This window comes from Streptomyces sp. NPDC104581 (genome assembly GCF_055583685.1).
The window spans coordinates 23,981-43,446 of the sequence record NZ_JBVJNN010000034.1 but is presented as its reverse complement, the minus strand read 5'-3'; the positions used below and the strand labels follow the sequence as shown (position 1 = coordinate 43,446).

The window sequence follows — 19,466 nt, the reverse complement described above, 5'->3', positions numbered from 1 at the left end:
CCGGGAATCCCGACCGTACGAATCCCAACCGTACGGGGCCCGCGCCCTCTCCCGCGCGGCGCCTCCCGTGACGCGGTGAAAACCCGTGGCGACCCGTCGGCCGCTCTCCTAAAGTCATATTCGTCCAGGTGCGAAGGCGGGACCTACTTCCACTCTTAATGGGGAGGTCGCGGGTTCGAGTCCCGTCATCGGCTTCCGAGCCGGTGTAGCTCAGTCGGCAGAGCACCTTTGTCGGTTCCGCCGGCCTTGATCTCTGGACTCTTCATCGAATTCGGGGGAATTCCCATGGCACGTTTCAATTCGCGTCTCGCGGTGTTCCGCGGCACGTCGCCCGTGCGGTCGGCCGGCCGTACCACCCGGACCCATCAGGGCGGTACCGGACACCTCCGCGACGCCAAGTCCGAGCTGTTCCTCCTCGCCGTCGCCAACTTCGTCTCCCAGCAGACCTTGTACGAGTCCGGGGACGACCGCGACAACCGCTACCTCACCCTCGTACGCCGGCTGGCCGTGGAGGACCCGCGCTGGACGGCCGGTCTCCTGGGCTGGCTGCGCCGCGACGGGAACATGCGGACCGCCGCCCTCGTCGGCGCCGCCGAATACGTGAAAGCGCGTCTCGAAGCGGGCGCCGGCACGGGCCCCTCGAACCGTCAGGTCGTGGATTCCGTTCTGCTGCGCGCGGACGAGCCCGGTGAATTGCTCGGTTACTGGACGTCCCGTTACGGACGCGGGATTCCCAAGCCCGTCAAGCGGGGCACCGCCGACGCGGTGAAGCGGCTTTACAGCGGTAAGTCGCTGCTCAAGTACGACACCGCGTCGAAGGGTTACCGATTCGGGGACGTACTCAATCTCGTGCACGCGTCGCCCGACCCGGCGAAGCCGTGGCAGGGCGAGCTGTTCCGTTACGCCCTGGACCGCCGGCACCACCCGGACACCGCCGTTCCCCCGGCGTCGAACCGCACCCTCGCCGCGCACCGGGCGCTGATGGAGCTGCCCGTCGCCGAGCGGCGCGCCGTCGTCACGGCTCCCGGCGCGGCCGGGCGCCTGGCCGAGGCGGGCATGACCTGGGAGATGCTGGCGGGCTGGCTCCAGGGCCCGATGGACGCGGCGGCGTGGGAGGCCGTCATCCCGTCCATGGGGCCGATGGCGCTGCTGCGCAACCTGCGGAACTTCGACGAGGCCGGGGTGAGCGACGAGGTCGCCGCCCGGGTCGCCGCCGAACTGTCGGACCCGGCGGTGGTTGCCCGGTCACGCCAGTTCCCGTTCCGCTATCTCGCCGCCTACCAGCACGCGCCGTCGCTGCGCTGGTCCCATCCGCTGGAGCGGGCGCTCGGTCACTCGCTGGCCAATGTGCCCGCGCTGCCTGGCCGCACGCTGATCCTGGTCGACCGTTCCGGCTCGATGTGGTCCCCGCTGTCGGACCGCTCCCGGCTGAACAGGGCGGACGCCGCGGCCGTCTTCGGGACGGCGGTGGCGGTGCGCGCGGCCGACGCGGACCTGGTCGAGTTCGGTTCGACCAGCGGCAGGGTGAAGTACCGCCGGAGCGAGTCCGTGCTGAGGATCCTGGAGCGCTTCGGCGATCTGGGTGGCACGGACACGTCGGGGGCGGTCCGGGCGCACTACCGGGGCCATGACCGGGTGCTGATCGTCACGGACGAGCAGGCGGCGTACCACCACGGCGGCGACCCGACCGAGCAGGTCCCCGAGCGTGTGCCCGTCTACACCTGGAATCTGGCCGGATACCGGGCCGGGCACGGTCCCTCGGGGACGCCGTACCGGCACACTTTCGGCGGTCTCTCCGACGCCGCGTTCCGGATGGTTCCGCTGCTGGAGGCGGGTCGGGACGCTCACTGGCCGTGGGCGGTCTGACCGCCGGACGGGGGTTCCGATGAGGGCCGTGGGGTCGCTGGGGAACGAGTGATCCCGCGGGCCCGTCGGCGGCCGGGCATGGCGCGCCGGGGGCCGTTGGGCGCATACTCCAGGTAATGACAAAGTCAGCCGGTTCCCGGCGCCACCTGCCGTCCAGTCCCTTCAACCGCCAAGACCCGGCCTCACCTCCGCCCGAGCACTTCGACGTGGGGGACCGTGTCTCCCACGACCAGTTCGGGTTGGGCAGAGTCATCGGAGTCGAGGGCGAGAACGCCGTGCTCATCGATTTCTCGGGCCGCCAGGGCAGGATCCTGAGCCCCTTCTCCAAACTGACCAAGCTCTGAACACCCGGGCCTGCGGGCCGCCGCGATCGTTCTGACCGCGGCGGCCCGTGAAGGCGTGTCCGGATCCGGACACGGCTCCGGGCCGGTGCTCAGAGGGCCTTGGCCGCAGGCTTGACCATGCCGCGGACCGTGCGGGACTTCACGAACTCGCCCACGGCCGTCATCTCCCACTCACCCGAGTACTGACGGATCAGCTTGGCCATGATCACGCCGGTCTGCGGTTCGGCGCCGGTCAGGTCGAAGCGGACGAGTTCCTCGCCGGTCCGCGCGTCGAGCAGCCGGCAGTAAGCCTTCGCCACCTCGTTGAACTTCTGGCCGGTGAACGAGTTGACGGTGAAGACCAGGCCCGTGGCCTCGGCCGGCAGCCGCCCGAGGTCGACCACGATCGTCTCGTCGTCCCCGGCGCCCTCACCGGTGAGGTTGTCGCCGGAGTGCTTGATCGAGCCGCCCAGGATGGTCAGCTTGCCGAAGTAGCAGCTGTCCAGGTGGTTGCGGTTCGGTCCGTAGGCGATCACGGAGGCGTCGAGGTCGATGTCCTTGCCGCGGAAGGCGGGCTCCCAGCCGAGACCCATCTTGACCTGGGTCAGCAGCGGGGCGCCGCCCTTGACGAGGGACACCGTCTGGTTCTTCTGGAGGCTGACGCGGCCCTTGTCCAGGTTGATCTTCCCGGCGCTCTGCGGGGGGCCCGGGGGAGCGGACGGCGGGGCCGGCGCGGCGGGCGTGACCGGGGGCGTCGCGACGCGGGGGTCGGCGATCGTGGGGGACGGAGCCGGGGGCGGGACGGGCGCGGCGGGCGGCACCGGCGCGGCCGGTGCCACGGGCGCCTGCGGTGCCTGGGGGGCGGCGGCCGGCGCCGCGGGCTCCTCGACGGAGACCCCGAAGTCGGTGGCGATACCCGACAGCCCGTTCGCGTAACCCTGGCCGACCGCGCGGACCTTCCACGCGCCGTTGCGCAGATAGACCTCCACGACCACCAGGGCCGTCTCCGAACCGAGATTCGGCGGGGTGAAGGTGGCGAGCGCGGCGCCGTCGTCGGCGTTGCGGACGGTCGCGGTCGGCTCGATGCCCTGGAAGGTCTGTCCCGCCGCGTCCGGGCTGGCCGTGACGACGATCTTCTCGATACCGGCGGGGACGGCGGAGGTGTCCACCACGATCGCGTCCGGGGCCGTACCGCCGCCGGACCGGTAGGTCACACCGGGACCGGCCGGCTGGTTGTAGAAGATGAAGTCGTCGTCGGAGCGCACCTTGCCGTCGGCGGTGAGCAGCAGGCCCGATACGTCGAGCCGCACCGGTGCGGCGACGTCCACCGCCACGCGGGTGGCGGAGAGAGGGATGTTCGAGCCGGGGGTCATAGCTGTCATGCCAGGCGTAACGAACGACCCCTCTTTGCCGTTCCCTTACTCTCGCCCCGCTCGCCCGGACGGGTCAGCACGGATGTGCCGACGGCGCGGGTCAGTACGGCCACTGCGGCGGGTGGGTGCAGAAGTGGCCGCCCAGATGGGCGTGGTCGGGGTTCCCGGGGTCCAGTTCGCCCTGCTCGGCGAGGAGTTTCCCGGCGTACTGCTCGGAGTCGTCCTGGGGCTCGTACCCGAGCGCGCGGGCCGTCGACAGGTCCCACCACAGACGGGTGTTGGCGGACGAGCCGTAGACCACGGTGTGTCCGACGTCCTCGGCGGTGAGCGCGGCGTGGAAGAGGCGCGCGCCGTCGCCGGGGCTCATCCAGACCGAGAGCATCCGTACGGAGGTCGGCTCCATGAAGCAGGACCCGATCCGCACGGAGACGGTCTCCAGTCCGTGCCGGTCCCAGTAGAGCTGCGCCAGGTCCTCGCCGAAGCACTTGGACAGGCCGTAGAAGGTGTCGGGGCGGCGCGGGGTCCCGATCGGGATCAGCGCCCGCGAGTCCAGCGGGTGGTCACCGCGCGGCCGGGGCGTGAAGCCGACGGCGTGGTTGCTGGAGGCGAAGACCATCCGCACGGCGCCCTCCTCGCGCGCCGCCTCGTACAGGTTGTACGTCCCCTCGATGTTGGCCCGAAGGATCTTGTCGAACGACGCCTCCAGCGAGATGCCGGCGAGGTGGATGACGGCGTCGACGCCCTGGACGGCCTCGCGCAGGGCCTGCTTGTCACCCAGGTCCGCGGTGATCGCGTCCGGCTCGCCTTCTATGGGAGTGGCGTCGAAGAGCCGGAGTTCGTACCCGTACGCGGGCAGGAGACCTCGCATCAGGGTGCCGAGGCCGCCTGCTGCGCCGGTGAGCAGAACGGTTCGCGGTCGGGGCATGGGCCAGATCTCCTCGGACGTACTCGGCCGGACTCAACTCCATGGATCGCATTCACATCCATGGGCACGCTAAGGAGCGTCCCGGTCACCGTCAAGTGTCGCGCGGAGGCGGGAAATCCGCTCCTGGGTTGCGGTTTTCCGTCTTGACCGGCGCCGCGCGGCTGCCCTAGCGTGGCGCCGTTCATAAACGTGGACGCAGATCAGAATTGTGCACGAATATGTGTGCTCGCCGCACGGCCCAGGGAGCGCCAGTGACCTCAGCCCCGCTCGCCGCCCGCCTCAACCGAGTCGCCGGACCACTGTTCTTCCCCGTCACCGCCTACGGTCCGGACGGCGCCGTCGATCTCGACGCGTTCCGCGCGCACATCAGAAGCGGTGTCGACGCGGGAGCCGCCGCTGTCTTCGCCTGCTGCGGCACCGGCGAGTTCCACGCGCTGACCCCGCAGGAGTTCGGAGACTGCGTGCGGGCCGCCGTCGAGGAGACCGCGGGAGCGGTCCCCGTCGTGGCCGCCGCCGGTTACGGTACGGCAATCGCGGTCGGGTACGCGGAGATCGCCGAGGCCGCAGGGGCCGACGGACTGCTCGCCATGCCGCCCTACCTGGTGGTCGCCGACCAGGAGGGGCTGCTGCGCCACTACACGGCGCTGGCCGGGGCGACCGGTCTGGAGACCATCGTCTACCAGCGGGACAACGCGATCTTCACCCCCGAGACCGTCGTCAGGCTCGCCAGGACCGAGGGAGTCATCGGCCTCAAGGACGGCCACGGCGACCTCGACCTGATGCAGCGCGTCCTCAGCGCCGTACGCGGCGAGGAGCCCGGCCGGGACTTCCTCTACTTCAACGGCCTGCCGACCGCCGAACTCACCGGCCTCGCCTACCGGGGCATCGGCATCACCCTCTACTCCTCCGCCGCGTTCGCCTTCGCGCCCGAGATCGCCCTCGCCTTCCACCGCGCCCTCACCTCCGGCGACGACACCACCGTGAACAGGCTCATCGACGGTTTCTACCGGCCGCTGGTCGAACTGCGCTCCAAAGGACGCGGATACGCCGTCTCGCTCGTCAAGGCGGGCGTCAGACTGCGCGGTCACGACGTCGGAGAGGTACGCACACCACTGAGCGAACCGCGGCCCGCGCACATCAAGGAACTGACCCAGATCATCGAACGCGGCTACGCGCTGATCGGTGACGGTGACGGTGACGGTGACGGCGGCAGCGGCAGTGCCGACGGCGGCGCCGGAGAGCCGGGGGAGCGCGCGTGAAGACCTCCGCGTTCCTCTACCCCTGGGACGTCCTGGGCGACCCCGACGCCCCCGCCCGCACCGCGGACCTCGGTGTCCGGCAGGTGAGCCTCGCCTCCGCCTACCACTCCACCCGCGCCCTCACCCCGCGCCACCCGCGCCACCGCGTGGTCACGGCCGAACACGCCGCCGTGCTGTACCCGTTGGACGAGGAGCGCTGGGCCGGCGCCGAACTGCGCCCGTACGCCGCCGGTGACTGGGCTCCCGGCGACGCCTACGGCGAGGCCGCCGCCGCGCTCGCCGCCGCCGGACTCGATGTGCACACCTGGGTCGTCCTCGCCCACAACTCCCGCCTCGGCGCGGAGAATCCGGGCGTCTGCGTGGTGAACGCCTACGGCGACCGCTACCCCTGGGCCCCTTGCGTCGCCCGCCCCGCCGTCCGTACCCATGTCGTGTCCCTCGCGGCGGAGGCGGCCGTACGGCCCGGCGCGGGCGGTACGGAGCTGGAATCCCTCGGCTGGTACGGACTCGCGCATCTGCACGCCCACGACAAGACCGGCGGCGTCCCGCTCGACGAGGCCGCGCAGTACCTGATGTCGCTCTGCTTCTGCTCCGTCTGCCGCGCCGGATACCGGTCGGCGGGCCTCGACGCCGACGAGCTGAACGCCGCCGTCCGGCGCGCCCTGGAACCCGTCTGGAGCGGCGCCCGGGGCACCGGCGGTCCCTCCGGATGGCCCGCGGTCGAGGACCTGCTCGGCGCCGATCTCGCAGCCGCCACCCTCGACCGGCGCCTGGAGACGGCCCGCACGCTCCAGGAGGAGACGGTCGCCGCCGTACGCGCGGCGGCGGGCCCCGGCTTCCAGGTACTGCTCCACGCCGACCCCCACCCCCACCGCACCGGCGCCAACGCCGGGGTCGACCCCGCGCACATCCTGGGCGTCGCCGACGGGGCCGTCGTGCCGTGCACCGGCGGCGCGGCGGAGGCGATGCTCGCACCGTTCGCCGCCCACCGCCGCGAAGCCACCGTCCTCGCCGCGAACTTCACCGTCGTCACGGGCATGGGCGGCAGCCCGCGCACCCTCGCCGACGACGCGGCGCACGCGCGCTCGCTCGGCGCGACCGAACTGCGGCTGTACCACGCGGGCCTGGCCTCCGACGCGGACCTGGCCGCCGTCACGGCCGCGCTCTCAGCTCTCGGCTGAGGCCCGTACGGGCAGTCCTCCGCAGAAGGCGAGGCCGGCCGCCGTCAGCAGCCCGATCACCCCGGTGACCGGCAGGAGCACCGTGATGTCGACGAACGCGACGAGTCCCGCGCCGAGCGCGAGGGACACCGCGTTCGGCACGTGGATCAGGGTGTTGGCGGTGGCAGCCGTCCGCCCGAGCACGGCGTCCGGCGTCTCGCGCTGCACCGCCGTCAGCGCCACGACCAGCACGCACGGCAGCCCGGCCCCCACCGCCACCGCGCTCGCCAGCACCACCGCGTCGTACGGCAGCGCCCGCAGCCCCACGGCGGCGGCGAAGAGCGCGATGCCGCCGGCCGCGAACACCCGCTCCGGCATCCTGCGCATCAGCGGGCCCGCCACCAGCCCGACGGCGACCGAGCCGGCGCCCTGGAGCGCGTAGAGCAGACCCACGTACGCAGGGGCGTGCCCGAGCCCCGTGTCGACCACCGCGTAGATCGCGGCGCCGTTGAGCCCCGCGAGCAGCATCGTGACCGACCCCGCCAGCACGAGCGGACGCAGGACCGGCGAGTCCCGCAGCACCCGGCCGCCCTCCGCCGTACGGGAGAGCCAGCTGCCGGCGCGGTCCGGCACGGGCCTGTCCTCACGTACCCGCATCAGCGCGAAGAGGCCGGCCGCCAGCACGAACGTGGCGGTGTCCAGCAGCGCGACCGTGCCTCCGCCGTACGCCGCGTACAGCCCCGCGCCCGCGAGCGGCGCGAGGAGCTTCATGCCCTCGTTGGCCGTCATCCGCAGCCCGTTGAAGTCACCCAGCAGCCGCTTGTCGATCGCCGTGGCGACCAGGGCCGCCTCGGCGGCGTCCTGCACGACACCGCTGACGCCGTAGACGGTCAGCACGGCGAACAGGATCCAGACCCGGTCCGCCGAGTCGACCAGGAGAAGCAGCGGCAGCAGCGCGGCCATGACGAGATTGCAGAACACCAGCAGCGGTCTGCGCCGCCACCGGTCCGCGATCGCCCCCAGCAGCGGCCCCACCAGCGTCGGCGCCCACATCGCGAAGACCGTCAGGGCCGCCAGACTGTCCGACCCGGTCAGCGACTTGACCCAGATCCCGCCGACCAGCCACATGGCCGATGTGCCGAATCCGGACACGACCACGCCGGACAGATACAGCCCGGCGTTCCGGTCCCGGAGGACCGTGCCCCTTCCCCGGTCCTGCCCCGTCCCCGTCCCCATCGGCACATCCTGGCACGGGCGGCACGGGCGGCACGGAGGGCCCAGGGGCCGTGCCCGGCCGCCGGACGCGGTCACGACCGCCGCGTACAGCTCGCCTTCCGTGTACGTGCGCTGGTATCTCAGGGTCGTCACTGTCCGGCGTCCTGGCGGAGCCGTGACGGGGGAGCCGGCCACGACGATGCCGCCCAGCGGCCGGGCGCACCGGTCGACGGGCGTGCGTCGACCGCGTCCGTGGTCCGCGAGGGCCCTGCCCTGGTGGGCCCGCACCCAGGTGGCCCGCACCCATGCGTCACCGGGGGCTGATGAAGCCCGACTCGTAGGCCGCGATCACCGCCTGTGTACGGTCCCTGACACCGGTCTTCGCCAGCACCGCCGCCACGTGCGACTTCACCGTGGCCGGGCCGACGCCGAGCCGCCCCGCGATCTCCGCGTTCGTCAGCCCCGTCGCCATCAGCCGCAGCACGTCCGCCTCACGGTCGGTGAGCCGGCCCGCCCAGCGCGGCGGCGCGGGACGCCTGCGGGCGTACTCGGCGGCCAGTCCCCGCAGGGCGGCCGGGTAGAGCAGCGAATCGCTCCGCGCGACCAGCCGGACGGCCTGGACGAGATCCTCCGCCGCGGCCCGCTTCAGCAGGAACCCGGAGGCGCCGACGCGCAGGGCCTCGTACACGTAGCTGTCGTTCTCGAAGGTCGTCACGACGACGACGCGCGGTACGGGGGCGGACGCCGGTGCCGGTGCTGGTGCTGGTGCCGGTGCTGGTGCGGCGAGGATCTGCTCGGTCGCCCGGATGCCGTCGACCTCCGGCATCCGTACGTCCATCAGCACGACGTCGGGGCGTACGGCGCGCACCACGGACACCGCCTCCGCGCCGGTCGCCGCCTCGCCCGCGACCGTGATGTCCGGCTCCGCCTCCAGGATCACGCGCAGGGCCGTACGGACCATCCGCTCGTCGTCGGCGAGCACCACCCGGATCCCGGTCACGGCCGATTCCCCCGGACACCCGCGTCGGCGGTCGGCGGGAGGGCGACGGACAGCCGCCACAGCCGCCCGTCCGGACCCGCCTCGGCGTGCCCGCCGAGCAGCGTGGCCCGCTCGGTGACGCCGCGCAGCCCGCGCCCGCCCCCGGGGCGGACCACCGGCGCGGTGGTGGGCAGCGGATTCTCCATCGTTATCCTCAACTTCTCGGTGCTCAGGGCGACATGGAGGGTGACAGGCGCGCCCACGCCGTGCCGGAGGGCGTTGCTCAGCCCCTCCTGAACGATGCGGTACGCCTCCCGCGACACCGGCTCCGGCACCGTCGTGATGTCCCCCTCGACGGTCAGCGCGACCAGGACGCCGCTGTGCGCCAGCAGCGTGTCCAGCGCGTCCAGGGCCGGCCCGCGGGGCGGTTCGTGCTCGTGCTCGTCGTCCCGGCGCAACAGGCCCAGTACGGAGTCCAGTTCACCCACCGTGCGCCGGGTGGTCTCCTCGATCGCGGCGAGCGCCTCCCGTACGAACTCCCTGTCCCCGGGGTCGCCGCTGTCCAGGACCCGCCGGGCCGCGCCCGCTTGGAGGGTCACCGCGCTCAGCGCGTGGCCGACCGAGTCGTGCAACTCGCGGGCCAGTCTGTTGCGTACGGCGAGATCCGCCGCCCGGCGTTCGGCCGCGGCCAGCCGGTCCGACGGTGTGGGGCCGAGCAGCACCGGCGCCAGCCGGGCCAGCAGCGCGCCCGCCGCCGCCGCGCACGCGGCCAGCGCCACGAGCGACAGGACCCCGCCGAGCGGCGCGAGGGCGACGGCCGGGTCGTGCCGGAAGACGCGCGGCATCCCGAGCCGGCTCTCCCGCAGCGCCGGCGACAGCGGCAGCACCAGCAGCGCCACCGCGAACGGCGGCAGCGCCAGCGACATACCGCTGATGATCCCGCCGAGGCCCACATGCAGCGTGAACCAGCCGGCCGTCCGCACCCTGGCCGCCCGCGAGCCGGCGGGACCGTCCGCCAGCGACCCTTCCGGAAGCCCGCACATCGCCCGCGCGGCGGCCACCGACAACGGCCGGGCGAGCGGGAACAGCGCGCTCGCGGCGGCGATCGGCAGCGCGGCGGCGAACGCGCCGAACTGAAGCGCGAGGGAGCCCGAGAACATGGTCCCGGTGCCGATGAGCGGGCCCACGATCACGGTGCCGAGCAGCCAGTACGGCATCAACAGGGCGCCGCCGAGGATCAGATGGGTCCAGCGCAGCCGCGCCCGCCCGCCGACGAGCGTGCGGAGCAGGGGCACGGCCGACCGCCGGAGCGCGGCTGTCATGCGGCGCGGCGCCTCAGTACGGAGACGACACTGCTGAGCAGCAGGAACCCGGCGACCATCGACACAGCGTAGGTCAGCACCATCGCGGGGGTGTGCGGACGCGTCCCGTCGTCCGGCATGAGCGACGCCAGCAGCAGCCAGCCGCCCCAGCAGCCGAGCACCCCCGACCCGACCCAGGCACCGGCGGTGGCGGCCTTCATGGGCAGCCGGCCGCCCCGGCGGAACGCCGCCGTCAGCGTGGCCGCCACGGCGAGGACCGCGAAACCGGCGCTGACGCCTTCGAGGACGTAGAAGTTCCTCGTCCGGTCGGCGAGCCGGTCCGCGCTGAGGCCGGCGGTCGATCCGGACGCCCACAGAAGATGCGCCGCACCCGGGAGGACGGCGAGGAGCGAACCGGCCACCGCCGTCGCCCGTGCCGTCCCCGCGCGCCCGGCGGACGCGTCGCCCGGACCGGGGTTCCCGGCGGCCCCGGCCGTCCCGCCGACCGTGCCCTGCCACAGATGTCCCCACCGCCGGTGGGCGTACCGCGCGAAGAGCACGCCCAGGGCGAGGCCCTGGACGATGAACCCGGCGTAGACGACCCCGAAGACCCACTCGTGGAGGAACGGCTCGTCGGCGGCGGGCGGCCGGGTGCCGGAGCCGGTGAGGGCGGTGACCGCGAGCTGGAGCGGGTAGCCGGTCATGATCGGCGCGAGCAGCCCCGTGGCGACCCACATCGGCAGGGCGAGCAGCCAGGCGGGGACCCGTCGCCCCCACGGCCGGGTGAGCAGCAGTGCGAGGACCACCACGGCGCCGACGAGGACGACGGACAGGCCGTTGGCGACGGCCATCGCCATCCGGTTGTCCAGCAGCGCGCTGCCGTCCGGGATGCCGACCCGGCTGCCGGCTATCCAGAGGATCTTGAGCGTGATGTAGGGGAGGCACGAGGCGATCGCGACGGCGCGTAGCGCCCGTACGCCGCGGCCGGGCGGTTGCTCCGGTGCCGGAGCGGATGTTCGTTCCCGCGCGGAGGCGGTGGGTGTCGGCGTCATGTCACCCACGCTCCCGGCCCGCGGCCCCCGGCACCTCCTGCGCCATGACGATCCCGCTCCGCCGCACGGGGGAGGTCCGGGGGCGGCCGGGCGGAGGGAGCGATGCCGTGGGTCAGAGCCTGCGCGTGGCCAGCGTCAGCCGGTCCCGGGCGTCGAACAGCGCGTCCTTGATCATCTGTTCGTGCGCCGGGGTGAGCCGCGCCACCGGCACCGAGCAGCTGATCGCGTCGCGCGCCGGGGTCCGGTACGGGATCGCGATGCCGAAGCAGCGCAGGCCGAGGGTGTTCTCCTCACGGTCCACGGCGTACCCCTGCTCGCGGATCGTGTTCAGTTCCCCGATGAGCTGCTCGCGGTCGGTGATCGTGTGCTCGGTCAGCGGGGCCAGCGTCTCCGGCAGCATCTTGCGCACCTGCTCGTCGCTGTGCGTCGCGAGCAGCGCCTTGCCGAGCGAGGTGGAGTGCGCGGGCAGCCGGCGGCCGACACGGGTGAAGGGGCGCAGATAGTGCTGGGACTGGCGGGTGGCGAGATAGACCACGTTCGTGCCGTCGAGCCGCGCCAGGTGGATCGTCTCCGTGGTGTCGTCGGAGAGCCGGTCCAGCGTGGGCCGGGCGGCGGCCACCACCTCGTCACCGTCGATGTACGACGTGCCGACCAGCAGCGCCCGGACGCCGATGCCGTACCGCGTGCCCGTCGCGTCGGTCTCCACCCAGCCCAGCTCGACCAGGGTCCGCAGCAGCATGTAGAGGCTGGACTTGGGATAGCCGACGGCCTCCTGTACCGCGGCGAGCGAGTGCATGCCCGGGCGCCCGGCGAAGTACTCCAGCAGTTCCACCGTCCGCACAGCGGACTTGACCTGTGCCCCACCCGTTTCCGCAGCCGACATTGTCCCTCGCCCCTATCTTGACCACTCTTGACCACACAGAACGCACGGAAATAGAGTCCCCTTGGATTCATCATCAGGAACTTTGTTCAGAATACCGAACAGCGCCTCGGTGATGACAGCGGACGGCACAGGAAGTGGAAGGAAGCCGCGGTGGCAGCAGCACCAGTCTGGAGTGTCGACCCCCGAACCGGGAAGCCGCGTGAGCAGGTCGCGGTCGAGGCCACGGCCGAGGAGGTCGACCACGCGGTACGTCGCGCGTACGCCGCCCGGCCCGCGCTCGCCGACCGTACCGCGCGTGCGGCGCTTCTGCGTACGGCGGCGGACATCCTCGACGAGTCCGGCGCGTACGTGATCGAGGCGGCTGACGCCGAGACCGCCCTCGGGCCGGTCCGGCTCACCGGTGAACTCGCCCGTACGACCGCGCAGTTGAGGGCCTTCGCCGATGTCGTGGACGAGGGCGCGTTCCTCGACGTACGCATCGACCACGCCGACGCCGACCGGACACCGCCCTGGCCCGACCTGCGGCGCTACAAGGTGCCGCTCGGTGTCGTCGCCGTCTACTCGGCGAGCAACTTCCCCTTCGCCTTCTCGGTCCCCGGCGGCGACACCGCGAGCGCGCTCGCCGCGGGCTGCCCCGTGGTCGTCAAGGTGCACCCCGACCACCCCGCCACCTCCGAGATCTGCGCCTCGGCGCTGCGCAGGGCCGCGGAGCGGGTCGGCCTCCCCGAGGACGTCGTGGTCCTGGTGCACGGCTTCGAGGCCGGTGTGGAGCTGGTGAAGCACCCGCTGGTCGCCGGCGCCGGGTTCACCGGCTCCGTACGCGGCGGACGCGCCCTCTTCGACGCCGCGGCGGCCCGGCCCACACCGATCCCCTTCCACGGCGAACTGGGCTCGCTCAACCCCGTCGTGATCACCGAGGCCGCCGCGGCGGAACGCCCCGAAGGGCTCGGCGCCGGACTGGCCGGCTCCATGACCCTCGGCGAGGGCCAGTTCTGCACCAAGCCCGGCTTCGTACTCGTCCCGGCCGGCGACGCGGGCGACAGCCTGCTCAAGGCGCTGACGACCGCCGTCAGCGAGACCGAGCCCGGCGTGATGCTCGACCACCGGATGCGCGACGCCTTCGTGTCGGGCGTACGGGAACGGGCCGGACTGCCCGACGTGAAGGCCCCGATCACGCCCGGACCCGGCGGTGACCACACGGTCAGCGCGGGATATCTGACCGTCCCCGCGGCGCGGCTCGCCGCCGAGGGACCGCACGACCTCCTTCTGGAGGAGTGCTTCGGCCCCGTGACGGTCATCGCCCGCTACGACTCGGACGAGGAGATCGGCGCCGTCCTGTCCCGTCTCCCCGGCAACCTCACCGCCACCCTGCACCTCACCGACGGCGAGGCCCGGGACGCCGGCTCCGGCGCCGCGCGGCTGCTCGCCGAACTGACGCCGCTCGCCGGCCGCGTCCTCGTCAACGGCTGGCCCACCGGCGTCGCCGTCGCCCCCGCGCAGCAGCACGGCGGCCCGTACCCGGCGTCGACCTCCACATCGACATCCGTCGGCGCCACCGCGATCGAGCGCTGGCTGCGCCCGGTCACCTACCAGTCCACGCCCGCCGCGCTGCTCCCGCCGGAGCTGCGCGACGACAACCCGGCGGGGCTGCCGCGCCGGGTCGACGGCCGCGCGGAGCGGGGCGCCCTGTGAGCAGCGCCTTCCGGTAGAAGGCACGCCACCGAAACCACCCCCGCCCCGTCCGGTTGATCATGTGCCGGACGGGGCGGGGTTTGCTGTACCCCCGACGTCGACCGCGCCGTCTTGCCGACCGGCTGCGCCCCGCGCCAGAGCCACGCCCACGGCACCTTGGAACAAGAACATGTCGAACACGGGCGGAGACTTCCGCCTGCTGACACCGCTCGTGCTGAGGGACGCCCTGCGGCGCGCGGGCACGATCGTGTGCGAACCGGCGAACCACTTCCGCCTCGACGTACCGGCCGACGCCTTCGGCGCCGTCCTGCCCGCGCCGGCCCGGCTGCGCCCCGTACCGCACACCCCCTCGGCGCACGGGGCGTCGTACGTGGTCGAGGGCGAGATCCCGGCGGCGGAGACACACGCACTCGAACAGCTCCTGCCGACGCTCACCAGCGGCGAGGGTGTCCTGGAGACGGCGTTCGACCACCACCGCCCGGTCCAGGGCACGCCACCCACCCGCTCCCGAACCGACCACGACCCGCTCAACCGCAAGGAGTACCCGCTCGGCGTGGTGGCCGGGTCTCGGCGGGGGCGGCACGGTGAGCGCCTGTCCCGACCGCCGGTCCGGCGCGGGCCGGGTCTCCCGCACCGGCGGGAATGGCACACCCGCCCCCTCGGTTGCCGTAGTGGCGGAGGGTGTCTCCGCACGACCCGGACCGGAAAGAAGCGGACACATGCGTGTGGAGATCTGGAGCGACATCGCCTGCCCCTGGTGCTACATCGGCAGGGCCCGGTTCGAGAAGGGACTCGAATCCTTCGCACACCGGGCCGACGTCGAGGTGGTGCACCGTTCCTTCGAGCTCGACCCCGGGCACGCGAAGGGCGAGGTCGCCCCGGTGATCGACATGCTCGCCGCCAAGTTCGGCCGGTCCCGGCAGGAGGCCCTCGCCATGGAGGAGCAGGTCGCCTCGCACGCGCGCTCGGAGGGGCTCGGCTACCGCGTCGGCGACCGGGACCACGGCAGCACCTTCGACATCCACCGGCTGCTGCACCTGGCCAAGGCGCGCGGCCGGCAGGACGAGTTGCTGAGCCTCGTCTACCGGGCGAACTTCGCCGAGGAACGCTCGGTCTACGACACCGGGACGCTGGTCGACCTCGCGGTGGAGGCCGGTCTGGACGAGGCCGAGTCGCGTGTGGTCCTCGGCGACCCCGAGGCGTACGCCGACGAGGTACGGGCCGACGAGCGGGAGGCGGCGGAACTCGGCGCGACCGGGGTGCCCTTCTTCGTCCTCGACCGCCGCTACGGCGTCTCGGGCGGCCAGCCGGCCGAGGTCTTCACCCAGGCGCTGGAGGAGGCGTGGCGGGGCCGGGCGATCACGCCCCTCGCCGGTGCCACGGAGGACGGACAGGGCGCCGCCTGCGACACCGACGGCTCCTGCGAGATTCCGCAGGCCGAGGCCCGTTCATAAGGATCGCTTGGGTTCACCCGTAAAACACGCGCGATTGACTGGGGGGAAGCGCGGGTCCCAGGGTGAGGGCATGGAGACTTTGGGTGGCGCCGAGTTCGTGCCGGAGACGACGTATCTGAACACCTCGACCTGCGGTCTGCTGCCGCGCCGGGCCGTCGAAGCGGTGCGTGCGCTGGCCCTGAGCAGCGCGACCGGGCAGCCGGACGGCGCGGGTGACTTCGGCGTGGTCGAGGCCGCCCGCGCCTCGTTCGCCCGGCTCGTCCGGGTCCCCGCCGACCGGGTCGCCGTCGGGACGGCCGTCGCCGTCCATGTCGGACTGATCGCCGCCTCCCTCCCGCCGGGCAGTGAAGTCCTGCTGCCGGAAGGGGAGTTCAGCTCCGTCGTCACCCCCTTCACCGTGCGCGGCGATATCAGGCCGCGGTACGTGCCACTGGAGTCGCTGGCCGCCGAGGTGCGTCCCGGGACCGCCCTGGTGGCCTTCTCCGCGGTGCAGTCGAGCGACGGGCGCACGGCCGATCTCGCCGGGGTGCGGGCCGCGGCGGCGGCGCACGGCGCCCGTACGCTGCTCGACGCCACCCAGGCGGCCGGCTGGCTGCCGATCGAGGCGGGGCAGTACGACTACACGGTCACCGGCGGCTACAAGTTCCTCGTCTCCCCGCGCGGGACCTCCTTCCTCACCGTCTCCGAGGAGGCGCAGGAGACCCTGGTGCCCATCCTCGCGGGCTGGGTCGCGGGCCGGGACATGTGGGCGAGCACCTACGGCCCCGTCGGGGAACTGGCCGTCTCCGCCCGGCGGTTCGACCAGCCGGTGCCCTTCCTCGCGTACCACGGCGCCGAGCGGTCCCTCCCGCTCCTGACGGACATCGGCATCGAGACGATCCACGCCCACAGCACCGCGCTCGCCGCGCGCTTCCGGGCGGGGCTGCGCGAGATCGGGCACGAGCCGGCCGGCACGGGACACGCGGACGGGTCGGCGATCGTCGCCGTCGCGGGGCTCGGCGACCGGCAGGAGGCGCTCGCGCGGGCGGGGGTGGCCGTGGCGGTCCGCGCGGGCAATCTGCGCGCCGCCTTCCATCTGTACAACTCCACGGCGGACGTGGACCGCGCTCTCGACGTCCTCGCGGGCTGACATCCCCCGCGCGGACGCCGGACGGGGCCGGTCGTGACGACCGGCCCCGTCCCTTGTCGCGTGCGCGTCCTCAGCGGACCGGGGTGAAGTCCCGGGCGCCGATGAACGAGGGTCGCGGGGCGGGCGCCGCGAAGGGCTCGACCGCCGCGTTCTCCACGCTGTTGAACACGATGAAGACGTTGCTGCGCGGGAACGGGGTGATGTTGTCACCCGAGCCGTGCATGCAGTTGCAGTCGAACCAGGTCGCCGCGCCGGCCCTGCCCGTGAAGAGCTTGATGCCGTGCTGCTCGGCGAAGCCGGTGAGCGCCTCGTTCGACGGCGTCCCCGCGTCCTGCATCTTCAGCGACTGCTTGTAGTTGTCCTTCGGCGTCTCGCCCGCGCAGCCCAGGAAGGTCTTGTGCGACCCGGGCATGATCATCAGCCCGCCGTTGGTGTCGTAGTTCTCGGTCAGCGCGATCGACACGGAGATGGTCCGCATGTTCGGCAGACCGTCCTCGGCGTGCCAGGTCTCGAAGTCCGAGTGCCAGTAGAAGCCCGAGGCGCCGAAGCCGGGCTTCACGTTGATGCGGGACTGGTGGACGTAGACGTCCGAGCCGAGGATCTGCCGGGCCCGCCCCACCACGCGCTCGTCGCGCACCAGACCGGCGAAGATCTCGCTGATCTTGTGGATCTCGAACACCGAGCGCACGTCCTGGGACTTGGGCTCGATGATCGAGCGCTCGTCCTCCCGTACCGCCGGGTCGGTGATCAGCCGGTCGAGTTCGGCGCGGTACAGCGACACCTCGTCGGGGCTGATCAGCTGGTCGACGGTGAGGAACCCGTCCCGCTCCAGGCCCTGGAGGTCGGCCGCGGAGACCGGGCCCGGGGTGCCGGGCGGTGACCAGACGACGGGGTCCTGACGCGGGGTGGTCACCTCACCCACGCCACGGGTCGGGTACAGGTCGGTGCGTGCAGGGGCGGTGGTCATCGTGGTTCAGCCCTCCTCGGTCAGCAGCGGGTAGACGCCGTTCTCGTCATGGTCCTCCCGCCCGGTCACAGGCGGGTTGAAGACGCATACGCAGCGGAAGTCGGTCTTCGGCCTGAGCGTGTGCTTCTCGTGGCCGTTGAGCAGATACATCGTGCCGGGGGAGATCCAGTGGGTCTCGCCGGTGTCGTCGTTGGTGAGCTCGGCCTCGCCCTCCACGCACAGCACGGCCTCGATGTGGTTCGCGTACCACATCGACGTCTCGGTGCCCGCGTAGAGCACGGTCTCGTGCAGCGAGAAGCCGACCTTCTCCTGGGCGAGCACGATGCGCTTGCTCTCCCAGGTGCCCGACGCGGACCTCACATGGCGGTCGGTGTTCTCGATGTCCTTGAACGATCGGACGATCACGGTGAATAGGACCCTTCTGTGGTGCGGTGTCTTCTGCGGGTTCCCCCAGGGGCCCGGCTCAGACCGGGCCCCTGGGGGACACCTTCGGATCAGACGGTGGAACGGCCGGCGGCCGGACGGCCGGTGGTGGGCCCGGCGGCCCAGCCGCCGGAGGGCGGCGGCCGGTCAGGCCGTCTCGCGCACGGCGCGGGCCAGGGTGCGCAGACCCTCGTCCAGCTCCTCGGGCGTGACGGTCAGCGCGGGCAGCAGCTTCACGACCTCGCTCTCCGGGCCGGAGGTCTCCAGCAGGAGACCCAGTTCGAACGCCCGGCGGCAGATCGCGCCGGCGCGCGGCTTGTCCTGGAACTCCATACCCCAGACCAGACCGCGGCCACGGAAACTCACACTGTCGGGCTCGCACTCCTCGACGATGGCCAGCAGCGCGCGCTCGACCTGCTCGCCGCGCGCCAGGGTCTGCTTCTCCATCTGGCCGTCGGCCCAGTACGTGTTCAGCGCGGCGGCGGCCGTGACGAAGGCCGGGTTGTTGCCGCGGAACGTGCCGTTGTGCTCGCCGGGCTCCCAGATGTCCAGCTCCGGCTTGAAGAGCGTCAGCGCCATCGGCAGGCCGTAGCCGCTGATGGACTTCGACAGCGTGACGATGTCGGGGGTGATGCCGGCCTCCTCGAAGGAGAAGAACCCGCCGGTGCGCCCGCAGCCCATCTGGATGTCGTCGACGATCAGCAGCATGTCCTGGCGCTCGCACAGCTCGGACAGCGCGCGCAGCCACTCGGGGCGGGCGACGTTGATGCCGCCCTCGCCCTGCACCGTCTCGACGATCACGGCGGCGGGCTTGTTGAGCCCCGAGCCCTGGTCGCCGAGCAGCCGCTCGAACCAGAGGAAGTCCGGGACCTGGCCGTCGAAGTAGTTGTCGAACGGCATCGGGGTGCCGTGGACGAGCGGGATGCCGGCCCCGGCCCGCTTGAACGCGTTGCCGGTGACGGCGAGCGAGCCCAGCGACATGCCGTGGAAGGCGTTGGTGAAGGACACGATCGACTCGCGGTTCTTCACCTTGCGGGCCAGCTTGAGGGCCGACTCGACGGAGTTGGTGCCCGTGGGGCCGGGGAACATCACCTTGTACGGCAGATCACGGGGACGCAGCACCACGTCCTGGAACGACTCCAGGAACGCGCGTTTCGCCGTGGTGGCCATGTCCAGGCCGTGTGTGATGCCGTCGCGCTCGATGTAGTCGATCAGCGCGCGCTTCAGTACGGGGTTGTTGTGCCCGTAGTTGAGCGAACCGGCACCGGCGAAGAAGTCGAGGTAGCTGTGGCCGTCCTCGTCGGTGAGGCGGCTGCCCTGCGCGCGGTCGAACACGGCGGGCCAGCCGCGGCAGTAGCTGCGCACTTCGGATTCAAGGGTCTCGAAAACGCTCAGGACGGGCGGGGTGATGGTCACAGCGGTCTCCTGCCGAAGGGGTGTGGGAGGGAGGCGGAGGGGCGGGGGG

General features: G+C 72.4%; 17 protein-coding genes, 1 tRNA gene and 1 pseudogene. 9 read left to right on the top strand and 10 right to left on the bottom strand.

The features are described 5' to 3' along the window. Nucleotides 1-121 precede the first annotated feature (121 nt). The 3 genes from ACZ61E_RS24550 (at nucleotide 122) to ACZ61E_RS24540 (ending at nucleotide 2,210) form a co-directional block, all read left to right on the top strand. Nucleotides 122-191: transfer RNA gene (locus tag ACZ61E_RS24550), tRNA-Lys, on the top strand. Nucleotides 192-285: 94 nt separating this feature from the next. Next, the gene (locus tag ACZ61E_RS24545; protein ID WP_469702006.1) at nucleotides 286-1,866 is read left to right on the top strand and encodes a TROVE domain-containing protein; all 1,581 of its coding nucleotides are present in this window, start codon (nucleotides 286-288) and stop codon (nucleotides 1,864-1,866) included. 116 nt (nucleotides 1,867-1,982) lie between these two features. Beyond that, entirely contained in the window at nucleotides 1,983-2,210 is a 228-nt protein-coding gene (locus ACZ61E_RS24540; protein WP_469702005.1) for a hypothetical protein, read from the top strand. A gap of 89 nt (nucleotides 2,211-2,299) precedes the next feature. Here ACZ61E_RS24540 and ACZ61E_RS24535 read toward each other — a convergent pair whose 3' ends face one another. Together ACZ61E_RS24535 and ACZ61E_RS24530 are read right to left on the bottom strand one after the other, a co-directional pair. Continuing rightward, nucleotides 2,300-3,571: a TerD family protein gene (locus tag ACZ61E_RS24535; protein WP_469702004.1), complete on the bottom strand. Its 1,272-nt coding sequence runs from the start codon at nucleotides 3,569-3,571 to the stop codon at nucleotides 2,300-2,302. A 91-nt stretch (nucleotides 3,572-3,662) separates the two neighbouring features. Further along, nucleotides 3,663-4,487, bottom strand: coding sequence for an NAD-dependent epimerase/dehydratase family protein (locus tag ACZ61E_RS24530; protein WP_469702003.1), 825 nt, complete (start codon nucleotides 4,485-4,487; stop codon nucleotides 3,663-3,665). A gap of 251 nt (nucleotides 4,488-4,738) precedes the next feature. On the opposite strand from ACZ61E_RS24530, the gene ACZ61E_RS24525 reads away from it, so the two are divergent. Next, on the top strand, nucleotides 4,739-5,746 hold the full coding sequence (locus ACZ61E_RS24525) for a 5-dehydro-4-deoxyglucarate dehydratase (protein WP_469702002.1): 1,008 nt from the start codon (nucleotides 4,739-4,741) through the stop codon (nucleotides 5,744-5,746). Continuing rightward, the gene (locus ACZ61E_RS24520) at nucleotides 5,743-6,927 is read left to right on the top strand and encodes a hypothetical protein (RefSeq protein ID WP_469702001.1); all 1,185 of its coding nucleotides are present in this window, start codon (nucleotides 5,743-5,745) and stop codon (nucleotides 6,925-6,927) included. The genes ACZ61E_RS24525 and ACZ61E_RS24520 overlap by 4 nt, the downstream gene beginning before the upstream one ends. Here the strand turns inward: ACZ61E_RS24520 and ACZ61E_RS24515 are convergent. The 5 genes from ACZ61E_RS24515 to ACZ61E_RS24495 all read right to left on the bottom strand — a co-directional run bounded on the left by ACZ61E_RS24515 (nucleotide 6,913) and on the right by ACZ61E_RS24495 (nucleotide 12,336). After that, nucleotides 6,913-8,142: an MFS transporter gene (locus tag ACZ61E_RS24515; RefSeq protein WP_469702000.1), complete on the bottom strand. Its 1,230-nt coding sequence runs from the start codon at nucleotides 8,140-8,142 to the stop codon at nucleotides 6,913-6,915. The genes ACZ61E_RS24520 and ACZ61E_RS24515 overlap by 15 nt on opposite strands. Before the next feature lie 289 nt (nucleotides 8,143-8,431). Further along, nucleotides 8,432-9,082: a response regulator transcription factor gene (locus tag ACZ61E_RS24510; RefSeq protein ID WP_469702040.1), complete on the bottom strand. Its 651-nt coding sequence runs from the start codon at nucleotides 9,080-9,082 to the stop codon at nucleotides 8,432-8,434. A gap of 35 nt (nucleotides 9,083-9,117) precedes the next feature. After that, a complete protein-coding gene (locus tag ACZ61E_RS24505) occupies nucleotides 9,118-10,422 on the bottom strand; it encodes a sensor histidine kinase (RefSeq protein WP_469701999.1) in 1,305 nt (434 codons plus the stop codon). Continuing rightward, a complete protein-coding gene (locus ACZ61E_RS24500) occupies nucleotides 10,419-11,453 on the bottom strand; it encodes a hypothetical protein (protein ID WP_469701998.1) in 1,035 nt (344 codons plus the stop codon). The genes ACZ61E_RS24505 and ACZ61E_RS24500 overlap by 4 nt, the downstream gene beginning before the upstream one ends. A 112-nt stretch (nucleotides 11,454-11,565) precedes the next feature. After that, nucleotides 11,566-12,336, bottom strand: a complete 771-nt coding sequence (locus ACZ61E_RS24495; protein ID WP_469701997.1) for an IclR family transcriptional regulator — start codon at nucleotides 12,334-12,336, stop codon at nucleotides 11,566-11,568. Nucleotides 12,337-12,486: 150 nt separating this feature from the next. On the opposite strand from ACZ61E_RS24495, the gene ACZ61E_RS24490 reads away from it, so the two are divergent. The 4 genes and pseudogenes from ACZ61E_RS24490 (at nucleotide 12,487) to ACZ61E_RS24475 (ending at nucleotide 16,611) form a co-directional block, all read left to right on the top strand. Beyond that, nucleotides 12,487-14,028, top strand: a complete 1,542-nt coding sequence (locus ACZ61E_RS24490) for an aldehyde dehydrogenase (NADP(+)) (RefSeq protein WP_469701996.1) — start codon at nucleotides 12,487-12,489, stop codon at nucleotides 14,026-14,028. Nucleotides 14,029-14,197: 169 nt separating this feature from the next. Continuing rightward, nucleotides 14,198-14,467: pseudogene (locus ACZ61E_RS24485) on the top strand (GTP-binding protein); the annotation flags it as partial. Between the two features lie 280 nt (nucleotides 14,468-14,747). Continuing rightward, nucleotides 14,748-15,482, top strand: a complete 735-nt coding sequence (locus ACZ61E_RS24480; protein WP_469701995.1) for a DsbA family oxidoreductase — start codon at nucleotides 14,748-14,750, stop codon at nucleotides 15,480-15,482. Nucleotides 15,483-15,552: 70 nt separating this feature from the next. Further along, nucleotides 15,553-16,611, top strand: coding sequence for an aminotransferase class V-fold PLP-dependent enzyme (locus ACZ61E_RS24475; RefSeq protein WP_469701994.1), 1,059 nt, complete (start codon nucleotides 15,553-15,555; stop codon nucleotides 16,609-16,611). Nucleotides 16,612-16,681: 70 nt separating this feature from the next. Here ACZ61E_RS24475 and thpD read toward each other — a convergent pair whose 3' ends face one another. From thpD to ectB, 3 genes are all read right to left on the bottom strand, one after another. Beyond that, nucleotides 16,682-17,578 (bottom strand): ectoine hydroxylase, encoded by an 897-nt coding sequence (gene thpD, locus ACZ61E_RS24470; RefSeq protein ID WP_469701993.1) that lies wholly within the window; start codon nucleotides 17,576-17,578, stop codon nucleotides 16,682-16,684. A 6-nt stretch (nucleotides 17,579-17,584) separates the two neighbouring features. After that, nucleotides 17,585-17,983 carry an ectoine synthase gene (locus ACZ61E_RS24465; RefSeq protein ID WP_469701992.1) on the bottom strand — a complete coding sequence of 133 codons (399 nt, stop codon included), beginning with the start codon at nucleotides 17,981-17,983 and terminating at the stop codon, nucleotides 17,585-17,587. A gap of 165 nt (nucleotides 17,984-18,148) precedes the next feature. Further along, entirely contained in the window at nucleotides 18,149-19,417 is a 1,269-nt protein-coding gene (gene ectB, locus ACZ61E_RS24460) for a diaminobutyrate--2-oxoglutarate transaminase (RefSeq protein WP_469701991.1), read from the bottom strand. Nucleotides 19,418-19,466 lie beyond the last annotated feature (49 nt).